The following is a 17,480-nucleotide window of genomic DNA, read 5'->3' on the forward strand; positions in this document are numbered from 1 at the left end:
AATGAAAAAAAGGATTATTATTTGCTTGGTATGCGCATTAAGTTCATTCAGTTTTTCGTCTTTTATTGCCGAAGATGACCCTATAACTGCGCTTCTTAAAAAATTAGAAGAGTTTACAAGGAAATATCCGCAAGAAAAGGTTCATTTACACCTAGATAAACCATATTATACCATGGGCGAAGATATTTGGCTTAAGGCGTATGTAGTAAGTGCCGAAAAAAATGAACCTTCAAACCTTAGTAAGATACTTTATATTGATTTGATAAATCAAGAAAATAAAGTTGCTAAAAAATTGATTTTAAACATTGATAGTGGGAAAGCGCTGGGGCAATTAACAATACCAGACTCAATAGCTTCTGGAAATTACAGAATAAGAGCATATACCAATTATATGCGCAATTTTGATAATAATTTTTTCTTTGAAAGAACGATTAGCTTACAAAACTTGGCAGAAATCAATAAATCAAAACCCATTAAGGACCATAAAAAGAATATAGACCTTCAATTTTTTCCTGAAGGTGGAAGTATAATTTACGGTATAAGAAGTAAAGTTGGGGTTAAAGCAATTGATGAAACTGGTTTTGGAATAAATGTTTCTGGATATATTATTGATGAGGCTAAACAAAGGGTTGCTGTGTTTGAAACAGAGCATGCAGGTATGGGGATTTTCGCATTAAGCCCTGTTAAAGGCAAAACTTACCAAGCAATTGTAGTTAATGCCGATGGTAGCACTTCCTCTTTTAATTTTCTAAAAATTGAGGAAAGGGGCTACAGTTTGTCAGTCAATACTTCTTCAGAAAATTTAACCATAAAAATTGCTTCCAGTTCAGATCTAGTTAATGGACAAAAATTAAATCTTATAGCTCAATGTAATGGAACAACATATTTTACCTCAACAACAAATTTTGATAGTCCAATTTTCACAGCTACTATAGCAAAATCTAAATTCCCCACTGGAATTATTCAGTTTACACTATTTGAGAATCTAACACCAGTTGCAGAACGTATAGTTTTCATTAACCATAAGGATCAATTAAAGATTAGCCTGTCTGAACTAAAGACTGTAGTTCAGAATAATCAAAGCACCTTAAACTTAACATCAACTGATGTTAACAACAACCCAATTGATGGTAATTTTTCGATTTCTGTCGTTGATGAAAGCAAAGTTATATTTAATGAAGATGATGAAAATACAATCCTTTCTAACCTATTACTTAGCTCAGACTTAAAGGGGTTTATCGAGCAACCTAATTATTATTTTAACAATATAAATCCAGGTAAAGAACGTCAATTAGACAATCTTTTATTAACACAAGGTTGGAGAAGATTTACTTGGAAAGACCTTATTAATAATAAAGATCGAGCTATAACTTACAATGTTGAAAAAAGCCTAGAAATTTCTGGCTTGGTTACAGATTTAAAAAACAATCCAATTGCCAATGCCAAAATTGTATTAATGTCTACAACAAATGGTTACGATATGATTTTAGATACCACCTCAAATCATGTGGGTAGGTTTTCCTTTGATAGATTAGATATACCCGATTCTATTAACTTTATTTTGCAGGCAAAATCGACTACAGGTGATAAAAATGTCAAACTTATATTAAATGAAGGACCGAAGATTGACGAGAAAAAACAGTTTAATATTCAGTTTGATATTCAAAGTTACATTGACAATGCAAAAGAACAATACAATGGAATTTATGAATCTAGCCCAGAAGGCATTAAACTTAAGACTGTTAATATCAATAAAAAAAAGGACCTAAAACCAATCGTAAACATTCCCAATTCAAAAAGCAGAAATGGAAGTGCTGATTATGTAGTTCCAAAAGAGCGCTTCAAAGATAAAAATGGGACTATGTTCGAACTGTTTTTTGGTGTTCCTGGGGTAAAAATAGTAGAAGGTAAAATCATAAGAACAATAAAGAATACCACATCTATAGCGCCAAATTTTAAAGGTAAACAACAGCCAATGTTAGTTATTGTAGACGGTTCTCCTTTAGCATCTCAGGAAGCACTAGGTTGGATGCAAGCTTCAACAGTAGAAGGCATAGAAGTTTTAATCTCAAATTACAATACAGCAATTTATGATGATGGCTACTGGGGTGTAATTCTCATTACCACTAAATCTGGTGCAGTGGAACCAGTCATTAATGACCCTTCTTTCACGACTTATAATACGGCTCAGCTTTCTAATTATGGTTTCTCCAGCCCAAAACAATTTTACACTTCAAAATTTGACCCTAAAAATAAGAAAGAATCTAATGCATATACCTTAAGAAGCACAATCTATTGGAATCCAAACGTTAACACGGATATTAATGGAAAAGCAACCATTAACTTTCCTAGTTCTAATGCAAAAAGTTATCGAGTAATAATAGAAGGGATGGACAGCTTCGGCAACTTAGGCAGAAAAACATATACTTATCAAAAAAATCATAAAACACTATGAAAACTAAGTTTAACCTAATTGTACTCTCCTTATTAACAATAATCATATTCGGTTTTAAAATTGACGATACACCACTGGAAAAACTGCTAAAACAACTAGCGAAAATAACGGCTACATACCCTCAAGAAAAAATCCATTTACATTTCGACAAGCCCTATTATGTTATTGGTGAAGACATCTGGTTTAAAGCTTATGTTGTAACTGCCGAAAAAAACGAGCCATCATTGCTCAGTAAAGTTCTTTATGTTGATCTAATAAATAACAAAAATCAAATCCTAAAGAAATCAACTATTTCAATGGATAAGGGTTTTGGTTATGGGAATTTTAGCCTCTTAGACTCCCTTGGTTCTGGCACCTATAAAGTAAGAGCATACACTAATTATATGCGCAATTATGATGACCAATTCTTCTTTGAAAAATTCGTCACCATTGGAAATATCTTAGACCCTATTATTGCAAATAAAACAAAAGAAAAAAAGGTAGATCTTGATCTTCAATTTTTTCCAGAAGGGGGAAATTTAATTAAAGGTATTAGAAGCAAAATTGGGGTTAAAGCTGTTACTTCTGATGGATTGGGGGCTAATCTTTCTGGATACATCATCAATAGAAATAAAGAAAAAGTTGCAGAATTTAAAACTGTACATGCCGGAATGGGCATTTTTGCGTTAACTCCGCAAGCCTCAGAAAAATATACTGCAATTGTAACATTAGCAGATGGCACCAGTAAATTATTCGATTTACCATCCGTTATGGAGACCGGGTATGCTTTAGCTGTTAATGCGATAAGTGATAATATTAATATTCGGATATCTAGCACAGCAGACCTAGTAGATTCAAAGGATGTGTATGTAGTAGCACAAGCTAACGGAGTTATTTATGCTTCATTTACAAGCAAGGTAGATAAGCCTTCTTTATCTGCAAGTATCCCAAAAAAGAATTTTCCAACTGGCATGGTTCATATTACGCTTTTTAATTCCATTAGCAAACCTGTTGCAGAACGATTAATTTTTGTAAACCATAACGACGAACTCCGCATTGAAATCAAGAATACTGAGAATGCCATTATTAAAAAGAAGTCTACCATAAATATGGTTGCTACTGACATTTCAGGAAACCCTGTTGATGGAAGTTTCTCTGTGGCCGTAACTGATGTTTCAAAAGTTGCTATAAATGAGGATGAAGAAAAGACTATCCTATCAAATCTTTTATTAACATCTGATTTAAAAGGATTTATTGAGATGCCAAATTATTATTTTAATACTGCCAATGCAGATAGAGAAAGTCATTTAGACAATCTATTGTTAACGCAAGGCTGGAGACGTTTTCTTTGGCAAGATTTAATCAATGAAAAGGATACAGAAATAACTTTTAGACCTGAACAAAGCTTAGAAATAGCAGGAAAAGTAAGCTCACTTGGTAACAAACCGATGCCAAATGCAAAAATAACTATGTTTTCTAAAACAAAAGGCTATCCTCTTTTACTAGACACGGTTTCTGATGCTAATGGGAATTTTGTTTTTGATATGCTAGATATACCTGATAGCGCTGCATTCATTCTGCAAGCTAAACAAGGAAAAGACAATAAAAACATCAACTTAAAAGTTAATCCTTATCCTGTAATTAACAACAATAAATACACTGGCAATGCAATAGATATTTCAACATATGTGGAAGACACAAAAACAATGTTTAACGAACTTAATAAGTTCAATTTACTTGACAAAGGAATTTTGCTTAACACCGTAAATATTGTTGGTATAAGAGCGTTAAAGCCATTAATTAACATTCCAAACTCTGCAAATGCCAGTGGTGCTGCTGATAGGGTAGTAAAAAGTGATCAGTTAGCATATGAAACTAACATTTTAACTGCCTTTAGTAAAATTGGTGGGGTTTTAGTAAAAAATGGGATGATTTATAGGGCATCTAATAGGACCATCTCTTTGACACAATCTGCTCAACCTATGCTTATCATATTAGATGGGGTATATGTTAAACAGGCAGAACAGCCGGGATTTATATCTTCAATGAATCCTCTTGATATTGAAGGGATTGAAGTTTTAACAAGCAATTATAATACATCTGTATATGGAGAAGACGGATATTGGGGCATTGTTTATATTACTACAAAAAACGGAAGTACAGGAGTAAATCCGCCATCAACTAATACCACAAGTGTCAGGAATCGTGGCTTTACAATCAAAAAAGAATTTTATTCACCTAACTATGATGACCCAAAAATTAATCAGCAAATGCTAGATTTAAGAAGTACAATATATTGGGATCCAAATGTAAATACTGATGCCAAGGGGATTGCAAATTTCAGTTACTTTAGTGCAAGCAGCCCTACAACCTATAGAATTATTATAGAGGGAATGGATGCCTTTGGGAATATTGGCAGAAAGATATTTACTTATAAAGTTGGTCAACCTAATTAATAGCTTATGCAGTACAGAATTAAACTTTTTCTCCTGTTCATTCTATCTTTTACGCTACTTGGGATTAAAATTGATGAAACTCCGCTTGAAAAGTTATTGAAACACCTTGCCAAAAAAACTTCAAATTATCCGCAAGAAAAGGTTCATCTGCATTTAGACAAGCAATATCACGCCATAGAAGAAGATATTTGGTTTAAAGCACAAATAAATTAGTTTTTTATGAAAAATAAAATCACCATTTGGACATTGAGTATACTTACGATCTTCTTGCTGAGTTTTAAAATTGATGAAACTCCACTTGAAAGGTTACTGAAACATCTTGCCAAAATAACTGCAAATTACCCACAAGAAAAGGCTCATTTGCACTTAGATAAACCCTATTATGCAATAGGTGAAGACATTTGGCTAAAGGCTTACTTGGTAACGGCAGAAAAGAACGAACCTTCATTGTTGAGTAATGTATTGTATGTTGATTTAATCAACAGTCAAAATATGCTAATGAAAAAAGTTACACTTTCAGTAGAAAATGGGATGGCAGCTGGCAACATAAATTTAATAGATTCACTAACCTCTGGCACCTACCGCATTCGCGCCTATACAAATTACATGCGCAACTATGCCGACGATTTTTATTTTGAAAAGTTTATAAAGATTGGAAATATCTTAGACCCAATTACAGCCACAAAAATAAAGGAGAAAAAACTTGACTTAAGCATCAAATTCTTCCCAGAAGGAGGAAACTTAGTTGCAGGTATTAGAAACAAAGTAGGTGTAAAGGCGGTAACTTCTGATGGTTTGGGGGCTAATCTTTCTGGGTACGTTTTAAACAGAAACAAAGAAAAAATTGCAGAATTTACTACAGAAAATATGGGTATGGGGGTTTTTGCATTAATGCCAATAGCTAAAGAGAACTATACTGCTTATGTATTAATGACTGATGGAAATTTGAAATCATTTAACTTTCCAGAAATTGCAGAAAGTGGTTACGGTTTAGCAATTAACACAGTTGATGAAAATATCAATGTAAAGATTTCATGCAGCCCAGATTTGGTAAATGGAAAAGAAATGTTTGTTGTTGCACAATCTAATGGCGTAATGTATGCTTCTTTTACCAGCAAAATAGATAATGCAGTATTTACTGCTAATATCCCCAAAAAGAGTTTCCCTACTGGTATAGTTCAGTTTACCTTATTCAATGCAGAAAGCAAGCCTGTTTCAGAACGTTTAATTTTTGTAAACAACAATGATGCTTTAAAAATTGAAGTTAAAAATTATACTAGCGCTATTACCACTAAAAAGAAAATGGATCTAAGTTTGTTTGTAACTGATGCAAATAATAACTCTATCGATGGTAATTTTTCAGTATCAGTAACCGATGCAGAAAAAGTACTGGTTAATGAAGATGAAGAAATTACCATCATGTCAAACCTTTTATTAACTGCAGACCTAAAAGGATTTATAGAAAAACCCAATTATTATTTCAATCTAGCAAATCAAAATAGAGATAAGCAACTCGATAATTTATTGTTAACCCAAGGTTGGAGAAGATTCAATTGGAATGATGTAAACAACCAAAAAGAGCCCGAAATGACCTTTAGACCAGAAAAATCGTTAGAAATAGCTGGCAAGATTACTTCTTGGGGTAACAGGCCTTTGTCAAATGCCAAGGTAATCATGTTTTCTAACAGTTCATCTTATAGATTCAACTTAGACACCTTATCTGATATCAAAGGTAATTTTGTTTTTGACAAGTTAGCTATACCAGATACGGCTACATTTATCTTACACAGCAAATCAAGCAAAAACAACCCGAAGATAAATATCATTGTTAACGATAGGGCTCCAATAATTGATCATCAATACATTGGTAATTCCATCAATATGTTGCCTTATTTACAAAGCACCAAAGAAATGTTTTTTGAACTAAATAAATTTAATAAGCTAGATAAAGGCATTTTATTAAAGCCTGTTATTATTACTGGTAAAAGAGCGCTAAAACCATTACTTAATGTGCCTAACTCTGCAAATAGAAGTGCTGCCGCAGACTATGTAATTAAAGGTGATAAGTTAAAATATGAAACAAATATATATTCAGTTTTTACTAGGGTGCCTGGTGTAATGGTGGTAAACAATATGATTAAACAAGCTGCGGTTAGAAGATCATCAATGTCTATAACTAGTCAGCCACCTATGTTATTAATTATCGATGGCGTTCAAATTAATCAAAGAGATTTTCCTGGCATATTACAGGCAATGAATCCCCAAGATATAGCTGGGATAGAAGTTTTAACCTCTTTGTTTAATTTATCCGTCTACGGATCTGATGGCGCTTGGGGTATTGTTTATATTACTACGAAAACAGGAGGTGGACCTGTAACCAATGTTCAAACAAATTTGGTTAAAATTAGCAGTCGTGGCTTTACTGCTACTAAAGAGTTTTATTCCCCTGATTATGATGACCCAAAAACCAATCAGGAAATGCTAGACTTGCGTAGCACCATTTATTGGAAACCAAACTTAAACACAGATGAAAATGGTAAAGCAACTTTCAATTTCTTTAATGCAAGTACACGAGGCACTTATAGAGTTACTGTAGAAGGGATGGATACTTATGGGAATATTGGCAGAAAAGTATATACTTACCAAGTAAAACAAAACTTATGAAAACAATAGAAGTAACTGTCAAAGATCGATTGGCAATCATCACATTAAATCGAGGTAAATCAAATTCTTTAAACCATGAAATGGTTACCGAATTAACCGATATATTGCAAAGCATAGAAACTGACGCAAATATTGGGGGGGTAATGATAACTGGAAAAGAACATTTTTTTTCTGCAGGATTAGATCTAATAGAATTATACAACTACAATGAGGAGGAGGCCAAAAGTTTCTGGTATTTATTTCTCAATTTTGTGTCCAAAATAACTGCTTTTAAAAAGCCTTTAGTTGCCGCGATAAATGGCCATAGTCCTGCTGGCGGTTGTGTAATTGCACTTGCTTGCGATGCACGTGTGATGGCAGAAGGTAAATATATCATCGGTTTAAATGAAGTACCTGTGGGAATAATTGTTCCAAACAGCATTTTTAATCTTTATTCATTTTGGCTTGGAAAAGCAAATGCCACAAGAAGTTTATTAGAAGGGAAATTATTCAATCCTGAAGAGGCACTAGCTATAGGTTTAATTGACGAAATTGTTAAGCCTGAAAGTATTTTAACTACTGCAGAAAGAAAAGCCAGAAAATATATGGCGTTTGAAGGAAACACTTGGTCGAAAAGTAAAATTAATATCAGAAAAGACCTAATTAACTCTACAAGTTCCGATCAAACTGCAGATTTAGAAATTATGCTCAAACAATGGTGGTCTCCAAGCACAAGAGCCATTTTAAAAACAATTATTGATAGTCTACAAAGAAAAGCTTAATAGCTTTCAATTGGCTATTTTTAGTTCTTATCAACCTATCTAATTACTTTATACTAATACTAATTAAATGTTTAATCAACCAATGTTAAGAGATGATGCCTTAAAAGGTAAAACTATAGTTGTTACTGGTGGCGGAACTGGGCTTGGAAAAGCAATGGGCACCTACTTTTTAAAGCTTGGCGCTAATCTGGTGATTACTAGCCGAAAACTAGAAGTCTTGCAGAAAACTGCCGATGAAATGGCGGCTGAAACTGGCGGAAAGGTTTTAGCAGTACAATGTGATGTAAGAGATAACGAACAAGTAGAAAATCTCTTGATTAAAACGCTAGAAAAATTTGGCAAAGTTGATGGTTTATTAAATAACGCAGCTGGCAATTTCATTTCTCCAACTGAACGTTTATCTGCCAATGCTTTTTCTACCATTATAGATATTGTGTTAAAAGGAACCGTTAATTGCACCTTGGCTTTTGGCAAACATTGGATAAAAGCTAAACAACCCGCAACTGTACTAAATATTGTTACAACTTATGCTTTTACGGGTTCTGCTTATGTAGTGCCATCTGCTTGTGCAAAAGGTGGGGTTTTGGCATTAACAAGATCTTTAGCTGTAGAATGGGGTAAATACGGCATTAGAACAAATGCAATTGCACCAGGCCCCTTTCCTACTAAAGGTGCATGGGATAGATTACTACCTGGAGACTTAGCTGAGAAATTTGACTTCAAAAACCGCGTTCCGCTAAATCGAGTTGGTGATAATCAAGAACTTGCAAACTTAGCCGCATTTTTAATTAGTGATTTTTCTAGTTATATTAACGGGGAAATTATCACAATTGATGGTGGTGAATGGCTACAAGGTGCTGGGCAAATGAACGGATTAGAAGCCATACCAACCGAAATGTGGGATATGCTAGAACAAATGACAAGATCTGCTAAAGGAAGTTAGCTAATCATCCGCTATGAAGAAACTTAGATTGACGCTCTTATTTTTAACTATCATAGCGCCTTGTTTACTATTTGCACAACAAGCTAACCCTCTAATCAATAAAATTGAGGCCTATCGCAGGGTTTTCCCTACAGAAAAAATTTATTTATCCTTTGATAAGCCTTACTACAACGTTGGCGATACACTCTGGTTCAAGAGCTTTTTGCTCAACGGAGACCACCAGCTAAACAACTTTACCGATAAAATTTATGTAGAGCTATTTAATGATAGCCTCGCCCTTGTAGAAAACAGGGTTATTGCCTTAAATAACGGCTTGGGCTACGGGGATTTTGGTTTGGGTAACAACCTGAAAGAAGGTACCTATACTATCAGGGCTTACAGCAACTGGCAACAGAACTTTGGGAGTGAGTATTTTTTCGAGAAAAGTTTTTATGTGGGCAGGGCCGATGAAAAAACCTGGCTATTGGATTCCTATCAAAAGCTCAATGCATCAAGCGATAAGAAAACACTGGATCTAAAAATAAGAATAACCAACATTAAAAATGAGGCTGCCGGGCTTAAAGATGTAGAGGTTTACCTGATGAATGATAAAAAAAGGTTGATGCGAGCCGATTTACAGACCAATATAAACGGAACTATAGAAACTCAAATCCCTTTGGGAGAAAACAAGCTAACCGGCAATTATAGCTTCCTCATCATCGATAAAAAAGAAAAATCAAGGCAATTAGCCCTACCCATCATCCTGCAAGATGCAGGCCAATTAGATTTGCAATTTATGCCAGAGGGCGGAAATATGGTAAACGGCATATTTGCAAGAGTAGCCTTTAAAGCCATTGGCGCTGATGGCTTGGGCAAGGATATCAAGGGCAAGATTGTAAATCAGAATAATGAGGAACTGGTAGAATTTGCCTCAATCCATAAAGGGATGGGCAGTTTTTATCTTCTGCCTCAAAAAGGGATAAGTTATTTTGCAATTTACAAGCTTGGAGGCAAGGAAATCAGGCAACAGGTACCGCTGGCAAAAGATGATGGGGTAAGTTTAAGGATTGATCATTTATCTAAAAAAGATTCACTTTATGTTTACCTGAAGGCTAGTGAGGGCCATCGGTTAGATAATTATTTGTTAGTTGCGCAGTCTGCCAATGAGATTATAATAAGTGCCGCCATCAATCTGAAAAATGGGTTCAGCACCTTAAAGCTTCCTAAAAAAGATTTTCCAGACGGCATAATACATTTCACCGTTTTCTCTCCAGTACAAAACCCCATTATCGAACGTCAGGTTTTTGTTAACCATGATCAATATATCAGCCTTGCTGTAAAAGCTAACCAAAATAGCTATGGGGCAAGAGATAGCGTTGCCCTAGAATTAGTAGCAACAAAAGAAGATAGAACTCCTTTAAGTGGTAGTTTTTCTATCTCCGTAACAGACGACAGCCAGGTTAAGCAACAGGATGATGAAAACATAGTCAGTTATTTCCTGCTAAAAAGCAATGTAAAGGGAAATATTGAAGATGCGGCCTGGTATTTTAAAGACACTGAACCTGCAACACTTTTGGCCCTTGACCATTTATTGTTAACACAGGCTTGGATAGGCTATAATTGGGATGAGCTAACAAAACAAGATTTAGCACCAAAATACAGGGCAGAAAAAGGTAATAACATAACAGGGCAATTAACAAATCTGTTGAACAAGCCGGTGCCAAACATAAACCTTACGCTTATGTCTATGGGCAAGAATATTTTTGTTACCGATACCATTAGCAATCAAGAGGGCAAGTTTCTTTTTAAAAATCTTCCACTATTGGATAGCGCAGCCTATACCATCAAGATTAAGAATGCAAAAGGTAAGACCTCGTTGGCAAGAATAGCGGTTGATGAATTTAAAAGTGCTCCAGATATCACCTCGAATAATTCAGTTAAACCTTGGTTTGTAAATCCCGATAGTACTTTATTAAAGTATTATACAAACAAACAATTAGCAAAAAAACCGATAGATATTTCAGCACTTAAGCCTGAAGGTAATTTGCTTAAAGAAGTTGAGATAAAAGGGCAGGCAAAGCGAGAGATTTTTATGCAGAAAAGTGCTTGGGATGCCAACTTGAAGTATAAAATAGACGAAGAAGAACTAAAAAAGAACCTAAGGAAAAGCCTATTGGATCTATTAAAAGAGAAGATTTCAGGTTTTACCATTGGCAGTTTTTATGCTGATGGGGCTTTTGGCATAAAAGATCATATAGTAGAAGGTGTAAAATATCCACCACCTTCTAGACCACGCAGGCACGAATTTAGTAACTTTATGATTGGTGGGTATTTAATTTCTCACGTAATAATTGATGGCACCAATACACATCTAGTTTCGACAGGAACAGACGACCAAATAGATAATGTTCCTTATCAATCTAATCAATACCAAGTTAGTAGAACGGCCCTTTTTCCAGAAGTTTTCGTTATAAATATTATGATTTTTAATGCGCTCGGAGCAGAAGATATCAAAAACATTAATGTTTACAGAGGCATTAGTAATTATTATTTAGACATAACCACAAGAAGTGGCAAAGGACCTTGGATTACTAATACGAAAGGAGTGTATGTTTACAGACCAAAACCCCTGTATCTGCCTAAAGAATTTTATAGCCCAAAATATACACCCCAAAGTTTAACACCCGATTACCGGTCTACAATTTTTTGGGACGCTAATGTGGTTACAGATGAAAATGGAAAGGCAAGAATATCATTTTATACGGCAGATAAGCCTAGCACTTACACAGTAAAAATTGAGGGAACTGATTTAATGGGAAGATTTGGCTATCAAAAAAGCATTATCAAAATTGTAAATAAAACAGAATCGAAGTAAAATATTAAACTGCTCCTATGAAAAAATTGTTGATTACTCTTTTCGTTTTATTTTGCATTTGCAACAACTTAAAAGCCCAGCATTTTAACAATTTGTCAAATAAGATTGATGTTTTTAACAAAATTCTGCCCGTCGAAAAATTATATCTCTCATTTGATAAGCCTTATTACAATGTTGGCGATACGGTTTGGTTTAAAAGCTTTTTGCTCAACGGAAATCATACCTTAAACGATCGCACCGATAAAATATATATTGAGCTCTTTAATGATAGTTTGAACTTTGTAGAGAATAGGGTTATTGCCTTAAACAATGGCCTGGGCTATGGAGATTTTGCATTGAAAAACAACTTAAAAGAAGGTAGTTATACCATCAGGGCCTACAGCAACTGGCAGCAAAACTTTGGAAATAATTATTTTTTCCAGAAAAGTTTTTATGTTGGCAAAGCCAATGAGAAGACCTGGTTATTAGATTCTTATCAAAAGCTCAATACATCATCAGCTAAAAAAACATTAGATTTAAAAATAAGAATAACGAACATTAAAAATGAGGCCGCTGGACTTAAAGATGTAGAGGTTTATCTGATGAATGATAAAAAGAGGCTGATGCGAGCCGATTTGCAAACGAGTATAAATGGAACAATCGAAACACAAATCCCAATGGGAGAAAATAAGTTAAATGGGAAGTATAGTTTCATTATCATTGATAAAAAAGACAAGACAAGAACATCTACTTTGCCAATCCTTTTGCAAGATGTAGATCAGCTTGATTTACAGTTTATGCCCGAAGGTGGATTTATGGTTAATGATATTTTCGGTAAAGTAGCTTTTAAAGCAATTGGTGCCGATGGCTTAGGCAAAGACATTACTGGAAAAATCGTAAATAGTAAAAATGAAACTATTGCAGAACTAAAACCTACCCATAAAGGAATGGGCAGTTTTTATTTGATGACTAAAAAAGGAGAAAACTATTTCGCTGTCTATAATTTAAGTGGTAAAGAGCAAAAACAAATGCTGCCATTAGCAAAAGAAGATGGCACTACATTAAGGATTGAGCCTTTTTCCACGAAAGATTCAATATACATTTACATTAAAGCAAGTGAGCAAAAGCGATTAGAGAATTATACGTTAACGGCCCAAGCAGGTGATGAAAACATACTAACCACAGTTTTAAATTTAAAAAATGGCTTTAGTACTTTAAAACTTCCAAAAAAAGATTTCCCAGATGGAATTATTCATTTCACTTTATTCTCGCAAGAGCAACAGCCTTTAAATGAGCGTCAGGCTTTTATTAACCGAAATCAGAAAATTAAAATTTCTGTTGAACCTAACAAGAACAGTTTTGAACAAAAAGATAGTATCGCAATAGAAATAACTACTAAAAAAGAGGATGGCTCGCCCTTGAGCGGCAGTTTTTCTATAGCGGTTACAGACGATGGCCAAGTGAAACAGACCTTGAATGAAGATAACATCATAAGTTATTTTTTGCTGCAAAGTAATGTGAGGGGATTAATTGAGGATCCATCTTGGTATTTTAATGATGAAGAAACACATACATTACAAGCACTAGATCATCTTCTTTTAACACAAGCTTGGGTGGGTTATAATTGGGACAAAATCTTATCGCAAGCTCACAACCCTACTTACAAGGCAGAAAAAGGTAATGTAATTGAGGGAAGGTTAACGAATCTAGTTAAAAAACCTGTGCCAAATATTAACCTCACTTTGTTATCATTAGGTAGGAATATTTTGGTAATGGATACGATAAGCAATGCTGATGGAAAGTTCTTATTTAAAGACCTCCCCTTGTTAGACAGCGTTAGTTACACTATTAAAATTAAAAACGCAAAGGGGAAAACTTCAACAGCTAACCTTGCACTAGATGAATTTAAACCAGCAGCAGATATAACTACCATCAATCCGATAAGACCTTGGTACGTAAATTCAGATAGTGTAACCTTAAATTATTATAAACATTCGGGTATAGTAAATCGTAAAACTCCTGAAAGGCTACAGTTAGAGGGCAACATGTTAAAGGAGGTTATTATAAAGGGACAAGCCAAAAGAGAAGAATTTATGCAAACCAGTGCTTGGGATGCTAACTTAAAACTTAAAATAGATGAAGAGGAACTAAAAAAGAATCCACGGAAATCTCTGATGGATTTATTGAAAGAGAAAATTGATGGTTTTACTATAGGAACTATGTGGGCAGGACAATGCGGTGGAAGAACTGTACGCCATGATTTTACCAATTTTTTGGTCGGTGGTAACTTGATATCCCATGTTGTTGTAGATAACGTAAATACTCTAGCTTTAACTCAATACATTGAAGACAATTATAATGAAACTGGCGTAAGTAAAACAAGCAAATATCCAGATGTATTTGGAGTTAACAACTATATATTTAATAAATTAAGCGCCCAAGATATTGTGGAGATAAATATTTACAAAGGCTGTGCTTATTACTTTCTAGATATTAAAACACGTAGTGGAAAGGGGCCTTGGATTATTACAGCAGATGGAGTTTACGTATTTAGACCACTCCCTTTATATATTGCAAAAGATTTTTACAGCCCAAAATATGCTGCTGGTAAAAATTCACTGACAGATTACCGGTCTACCATTTATTGGGATGCAAATGTGGTTACCGATGAAAATGGAAAAGCCAAAATATCATTTTATGCAGCAGATAAACCAAGCACTTATACTGTTAAAATTGAGGGGGCAGACTTATTTGGCAGGTTTGGTTATCAAAAAAGTAATATAAAAATTGTAAACAAAACAGAATCTAAATAAAATGAAATCTTTATTTAACCCTCAAGAACGCCAAGAAATAATTGATCGAATAACATCGCTAAATGAAGACAGCGAAAGAGAATGGGGCAAAATGTCAGCTTCACAGATGTTATTACATGCTCAAGCACCTATAAAAGTTAGTATTGGAGAGTTGAAGTTGAATACCAATTTAATCTTTATGATTTTAGGTCCAATCATTAAAAAGAAATTAATGAAGGAAGAATCATTTGAGAAAAATCTGCCAACTCATAAGAGTTTTATAGTAAGCTTTGATCCAAATTTAGAGGCCGAAAAACAAAACCTCATCAACTTAATTAACAAGTTTGACGCTCAAAAACACAACCTTGCCATCAAACATCCAATTTTTGGTAAAATGAGCACACAACAATGGGATGTTCTATTATGGAAACATACGGATCACCACTTACGTCAATTTGGAGTTTAAATTTTAAAAATCACCTCCGTTGCACCAAAACCAAATTTTTCTTTTTGGGCATCCATAAAAGTTCTCACCTGCGGATGTTTGCTTATGGCTTTGTGAATATGATGCCTTAATGTTCCATTACCTACACCATGAATAAATACAATTGATGGCATTTGATGAACAATGGCCGCATCTAGCATTTGCTGAAAATACGAAAGTTGAATATCAATAATTTCAGATTGACTTAAGAACTGATAATCGTTTCTTAGTTTTTCGATATGTAAATCTATTTCTATTGCAGGTTGTTCAACCACAGGTTTACTAGCTGGAGCTTTGAAAAAACTTTCCTTTAATTTTTTCGCATCAATTAATGGAACTGGTTCATCTAATTGTATCAGCCATGCGTATTTGTTAATTTCTTGAACTTGTTTTTTAGCGCCACTAAAATCCTTTGCCTTAAATTTTCTAGTTAAGCTTATCGGCTCTTTTGGTTTAATATTCCCCGTTGTGAAATACAAAATTTGAAATATAAATTCTGGCCACACTTCTAGATCTCCCAAGTTGGCACTATATAATTGCGTACTTGTTTTTGGTTGTATCGTGCTTGCAAATTCTCCCTTATAAATTCCCTTTTTATCTGTTTTTAAACTTAACAATAGTTGATAGGAAGTATTATTTATCAAAGTGAAATGAGCAACAGCACTTGCTTTTGAGTCTTCAGCAACTGCCAGAAAAACACCAACTTCTTTAAATTCTTCATCAACAATAATTGGTTTTTGATTATCACCGTGTGACACAACGGTTGAATGATGACCGTGTACGTGGGTTAAATTACTTATTGCCACTGGGATTTCGAAACCATCTGTATCTGTTACGCCTAAAGTTTGCGCATCAATTACACGAGTAACATATCCTTCTCTCTTTTCGTCTACAAAACGAACAAAATCACCTAGTTTGAACATAAATTGTTTTATTGTTAAATTGCTTTATTGTTGGGTTACTGCAAATCGAAAGCTACTCACTGATTACCATCTAATCAAAGCACTTGCCCAAGTAAAACCAGAGCCAAAAGCAGCGAGACAAACTAAATCGTCTTCTTTAATTTTGCCAGCTTCCCAAGCTTCGCATAGGGCTATTGGTACAGATGCTGCTGTTGTATTTCCGTATTTCTGAATGTTATTAAAAACCTTATCGTCGCTTAAGCCTAGCAATTGTTGCACATATTGGCTGATGCGCAAATTGGCTTGATGTGGAACTAATAAATCAATATCTTCTGCTTTTAAGTTGTTTGCTGCTAAAGCTTCCCTAATTACTTCTGGAAATTTCACTACAGCTTTTTTAAATACGGCTGGGCCATCCATATAAGGCAAGGCCGCGCCACCTTCTAATTGTTCCGTGGTCATAAATAAGCCACCTAACTCTTGTTCTGGATAACCAGGTTTTTCTGGCAACCACTTATTTGCCGCAGCACCTGGATAAAACATAGCCAAAATTTCAGCATCAGCGCCATCGCTATGCAAATGTGTACTTAAAATTCCTTGACCTTCTTTTTGAGTTGGTTGTAAAACCACAGCTCCTGCTCCATCTCCAAAAATCACAGAAACATTACGGCTGCGTGTTTCAAAATCCATGGCAAAGGAGTGTTTTTCTGAGCCAACAACCAAAATATTTTTATACATACCGGTTTTAATAAACTGATCGGCAATGGATAATGCATATAAAAACCCAGAACATTGATTACGAACATCAAGCGCCCCAATCTCCTTCATTTTCATTTCACGTTGCAATAAAACACCACAACCGGGAAAATAATAATCAGGGCTTAAGGTAGCAAAAATGATAAAATCAACATCCTGAGCAGTAATTCCAGCTCTTTCAATGGCATTTTTTGCAGCTTCAACCCCTATTGTCGTGGTAGTTTCTCCTAATCTATCTGCAAAGCGACGTTCTTTTATGCCTGTACGTTCTTGAATCCATTCGTCATTTGTTTCCATGAAACGAGATAAATCATTGTTGGTATACACATTCTTAGGAACATAATAACCAACGCCTGCGATTTTGGAGCTTTGCATAAGTTTTAATTTGGATAACAAATGTAACGAATTTGGTTAGATGTGAGAGATGAGATATGTGAATTGCATTAATCTTGATA

11 protein-coding genes are annotated in these 17,480 nt (G+C 34.6%); 9 read left to right on the forward strand and 2 right to left on the reverse strand.

Going from position 1 to position 17,480, the window contains the following annotated elements; genetic code table 11:
- Position 1: 1 nt before the first annotated feature.
- The 9 genes from EZ428_RS01100 (at position 2) to EZ428_RS01140 (ending at position 15,349) form a co-directional block, all read left to right on the forward strand.
- Entirely contained in the window at positions 2-2,455 is a 2,454-nt protein-coding gene (locus EZ428_RS01100) for a carboxypeptidase-like regulatory domain-containing protein (protein ID WP_131551268.1), read from the forward strand.
- On the forward strand, positions 2,452-4,890 hold the full coding sequence (locus EZ428_RS01105) for a TonB-dependent receptor plug domain-containing protein (protein WP_131551269.1): 2,439 nt from the start codon (positions 2,452-2,454) through the stop codon (positions 4,888-4,890). Before EZ428_RS01100 ends, EZ428_RS01105 begins: the two co-directional genes overlap by 4 nt.
- A gap of 6 nt (positions 4,891-4,896) precedes the next feature.
- Positions 4,897-5,103, forward strand: coding sequence for a hypothetical protein (locus EZ428_RS01110; protein ID WP_131551270.1), 207 nt, complete (start codon positions 4,897-4,899; stop codon positions 5,101-5,103).
- Between the two features lie 6 nt (positions 5,104-5,109).
- A complete protein-coding gene (locus tag EZ428_RS01115; RefSeq protein ID WP_131551271.1) occupies positions 5,110-7,554 on the forward strand; it encodes a TonB-dependent receptor in 2,445 nt (814 codons plus the stop codon).
- Entirely contained in the window at positions 7,551-8,315 is a 765-nt protein-coding gene (locus tag EZ428_RS01120) for an enoyl-CoA hydratase/isomerase family protein (protein WP_131551272.1), read from the forward strand. The genes EZ428_RS01115 and EZ428_RS01120 overlap by 4 nt, the downstream gene beginning before the upstream one ends.
- Positions 8,316-8,382: 67 nt before the next feature.
- A complete protein-coding gene (locus tag EZ428_RS01125; protein WP_131551273.1) occupies positions 8,383-9,258 on the forward strand; it encodes an SDR family oxidoreductase in 876 nt (291 codons plus the stop codon).
- Positions 9,259-9,271: 13 nt separating this feature from the next.
- Complete coding sequence (locus tag EZ428_RS01130; protein WP_131551274.1) at positions 9,272-12,112, forward strand: hypothetical protein; 2,841 nt, start codon at positions 9,272-9,274, stop codon at positions 12,110-12,112.
- Between the two features lie 17 nt (positions 12,113-12,129).
- Positions 12,130-14,904 (forward strand): MG2 domain-containing protein, encoded by a 2,775-nt coding sequence (locus EZ428_RS01135; protein ID WP_131551275.1) that lies wholly within the window; start codon positions 12,130-12,132, stop codon positions 14,902-14,904.
- A gap of 1 nt (position 14,905) precedes the next feature.
- On the forward strand, positions 14,906-15,349 hold the full coding sequence (locus tag EZ428_RS01140) for a DUF1569 domain-containing protein (protein WP_131551276.1): 444 nt from the start codon (positions 14,906-14,908) through the stop codon (positions 15,347-15,349).
- Here EZ428_RS01140 and EZ428_RS01145 read toward each other — a convergent pair.
- Positions 15,346-16,290 carry a Smr/MutS family protein gene (locus tag EZ428_RS01145; RefSeq protein ID WP_131551277.1) on the reverse strand — a complete coding sequence of 315 codons (945 nt, stop codon included), beginning with the start codon at positions 16,288-16,290 and terminating at the stop codon, positions 15,346-15,348. The two genes, EZ428_RS01140 and EZ428_RS01145, sit on opposite strands and share 4 nt — an antisense overlap.
- Before the next feature lie 63 nt (positions 16,291-16,353).
- Positions 16,354-17,400 carry a 3-oxoacyl-ACP synthase III family protein gene (locus EZ428_RS01150; protein ID WP_131551278.1) on the reverse strand — a complete coding sequence of 349 codons (1,047 nt, stop codon included), beginning with the start codon at positions 17,398-17,400 and terminating at the stop codon, positions 16,354-16,356.
- Positions 17,401-17,480: the final 80 nt, after the last annotated feature.

The sequence above is a fragment of the Pedobacter frigiditerrae genome (assembly GCF_004331645.1).
Lineage (GTDB): Bacteria > Bacteroidota > Bacteroidia > Sphingobacteriales > Sphingobacteriaceae > Pedobacter > Pedobacter frigiditerrae.

Bases quoted from the DNA above. Each gene is read 5' to 3' on its own strand.
- EZ428_RS01100 (WP_131551268.1), top strand. From the start codon at position 2: ATGAAAAAAAGGATTATTATTTGCTTGGTATGCGCATTAAGTTCATTC.
- EZ428_RS01105 (WP_131551269.1), top strand. From the start codon at position 2,452: ATGAAAACTAAGTTTAACCTAATTGTACTCTCCTTATTAACAATAATC.
- EZ428_RS01110 (WP_131551270.1), top strand. From the start codon at position 4,897: ATGCAGTACAGAATTAAACTTTTTCTCCTGTTCATTCTATCTTTTACG.
- EZ428_RS01115 (WP_131551271.1), top strand. From the start codon at position 5,110: ATGAAAAATAAAATCACCATTTGGACATTGAGTATACTTACGATCTTC.
- EZ428_RS01120 (WP_131551272.1), top strand. From the start codon at position 7,551: ATGAAAACAATAGAAGTAACTGTCAAAGATCGATTGGCAATCATCACA.
- EZ428_RS01125 (WP_131551273.1), top strand. From the start codon at position 8,383: ATGTTTAATCAACCAATGTTAAGAGATGATGCCTTAAAAGGTAAAACT.
- EZ428_RS01130 (WP_131551274.1), top strand. From the start codon at position 9,272: ATGAAGAAACTTAGATTGACGCTCTTATTTTTAACTATCATAGCGCCT.
- EZ428_RS01135 (WP_131551275.1), top strand. From the start codon at position 12,130: ATGAAAAAATTGTTGATTACTCTTTTCGTTTTATTTTGCATTTGCAAC.
- EZ428_RS01140 (WP_131551276.1), top strand. From the start codon at position 14,906: ATGAAATCTTTATTTAACCCTCAAGAACGCCAAGAAATAATTGATCGA.
- EZ428_RS01145 (WP_131551277.1), bottom strand. From the start codon at position 16,290: ATGTTCAAACTAGGTGATTTTGTTCGTTTTGTAGACGAAAAGAGAGAA.
- EZ428_RS01150 (WP_131551278.1), bottom strand. From the start codon at position 17,400: ATGCAAAGCTCCAAAATCGCAGGCGTTGGTTATTATGTTCCTAAGAAT.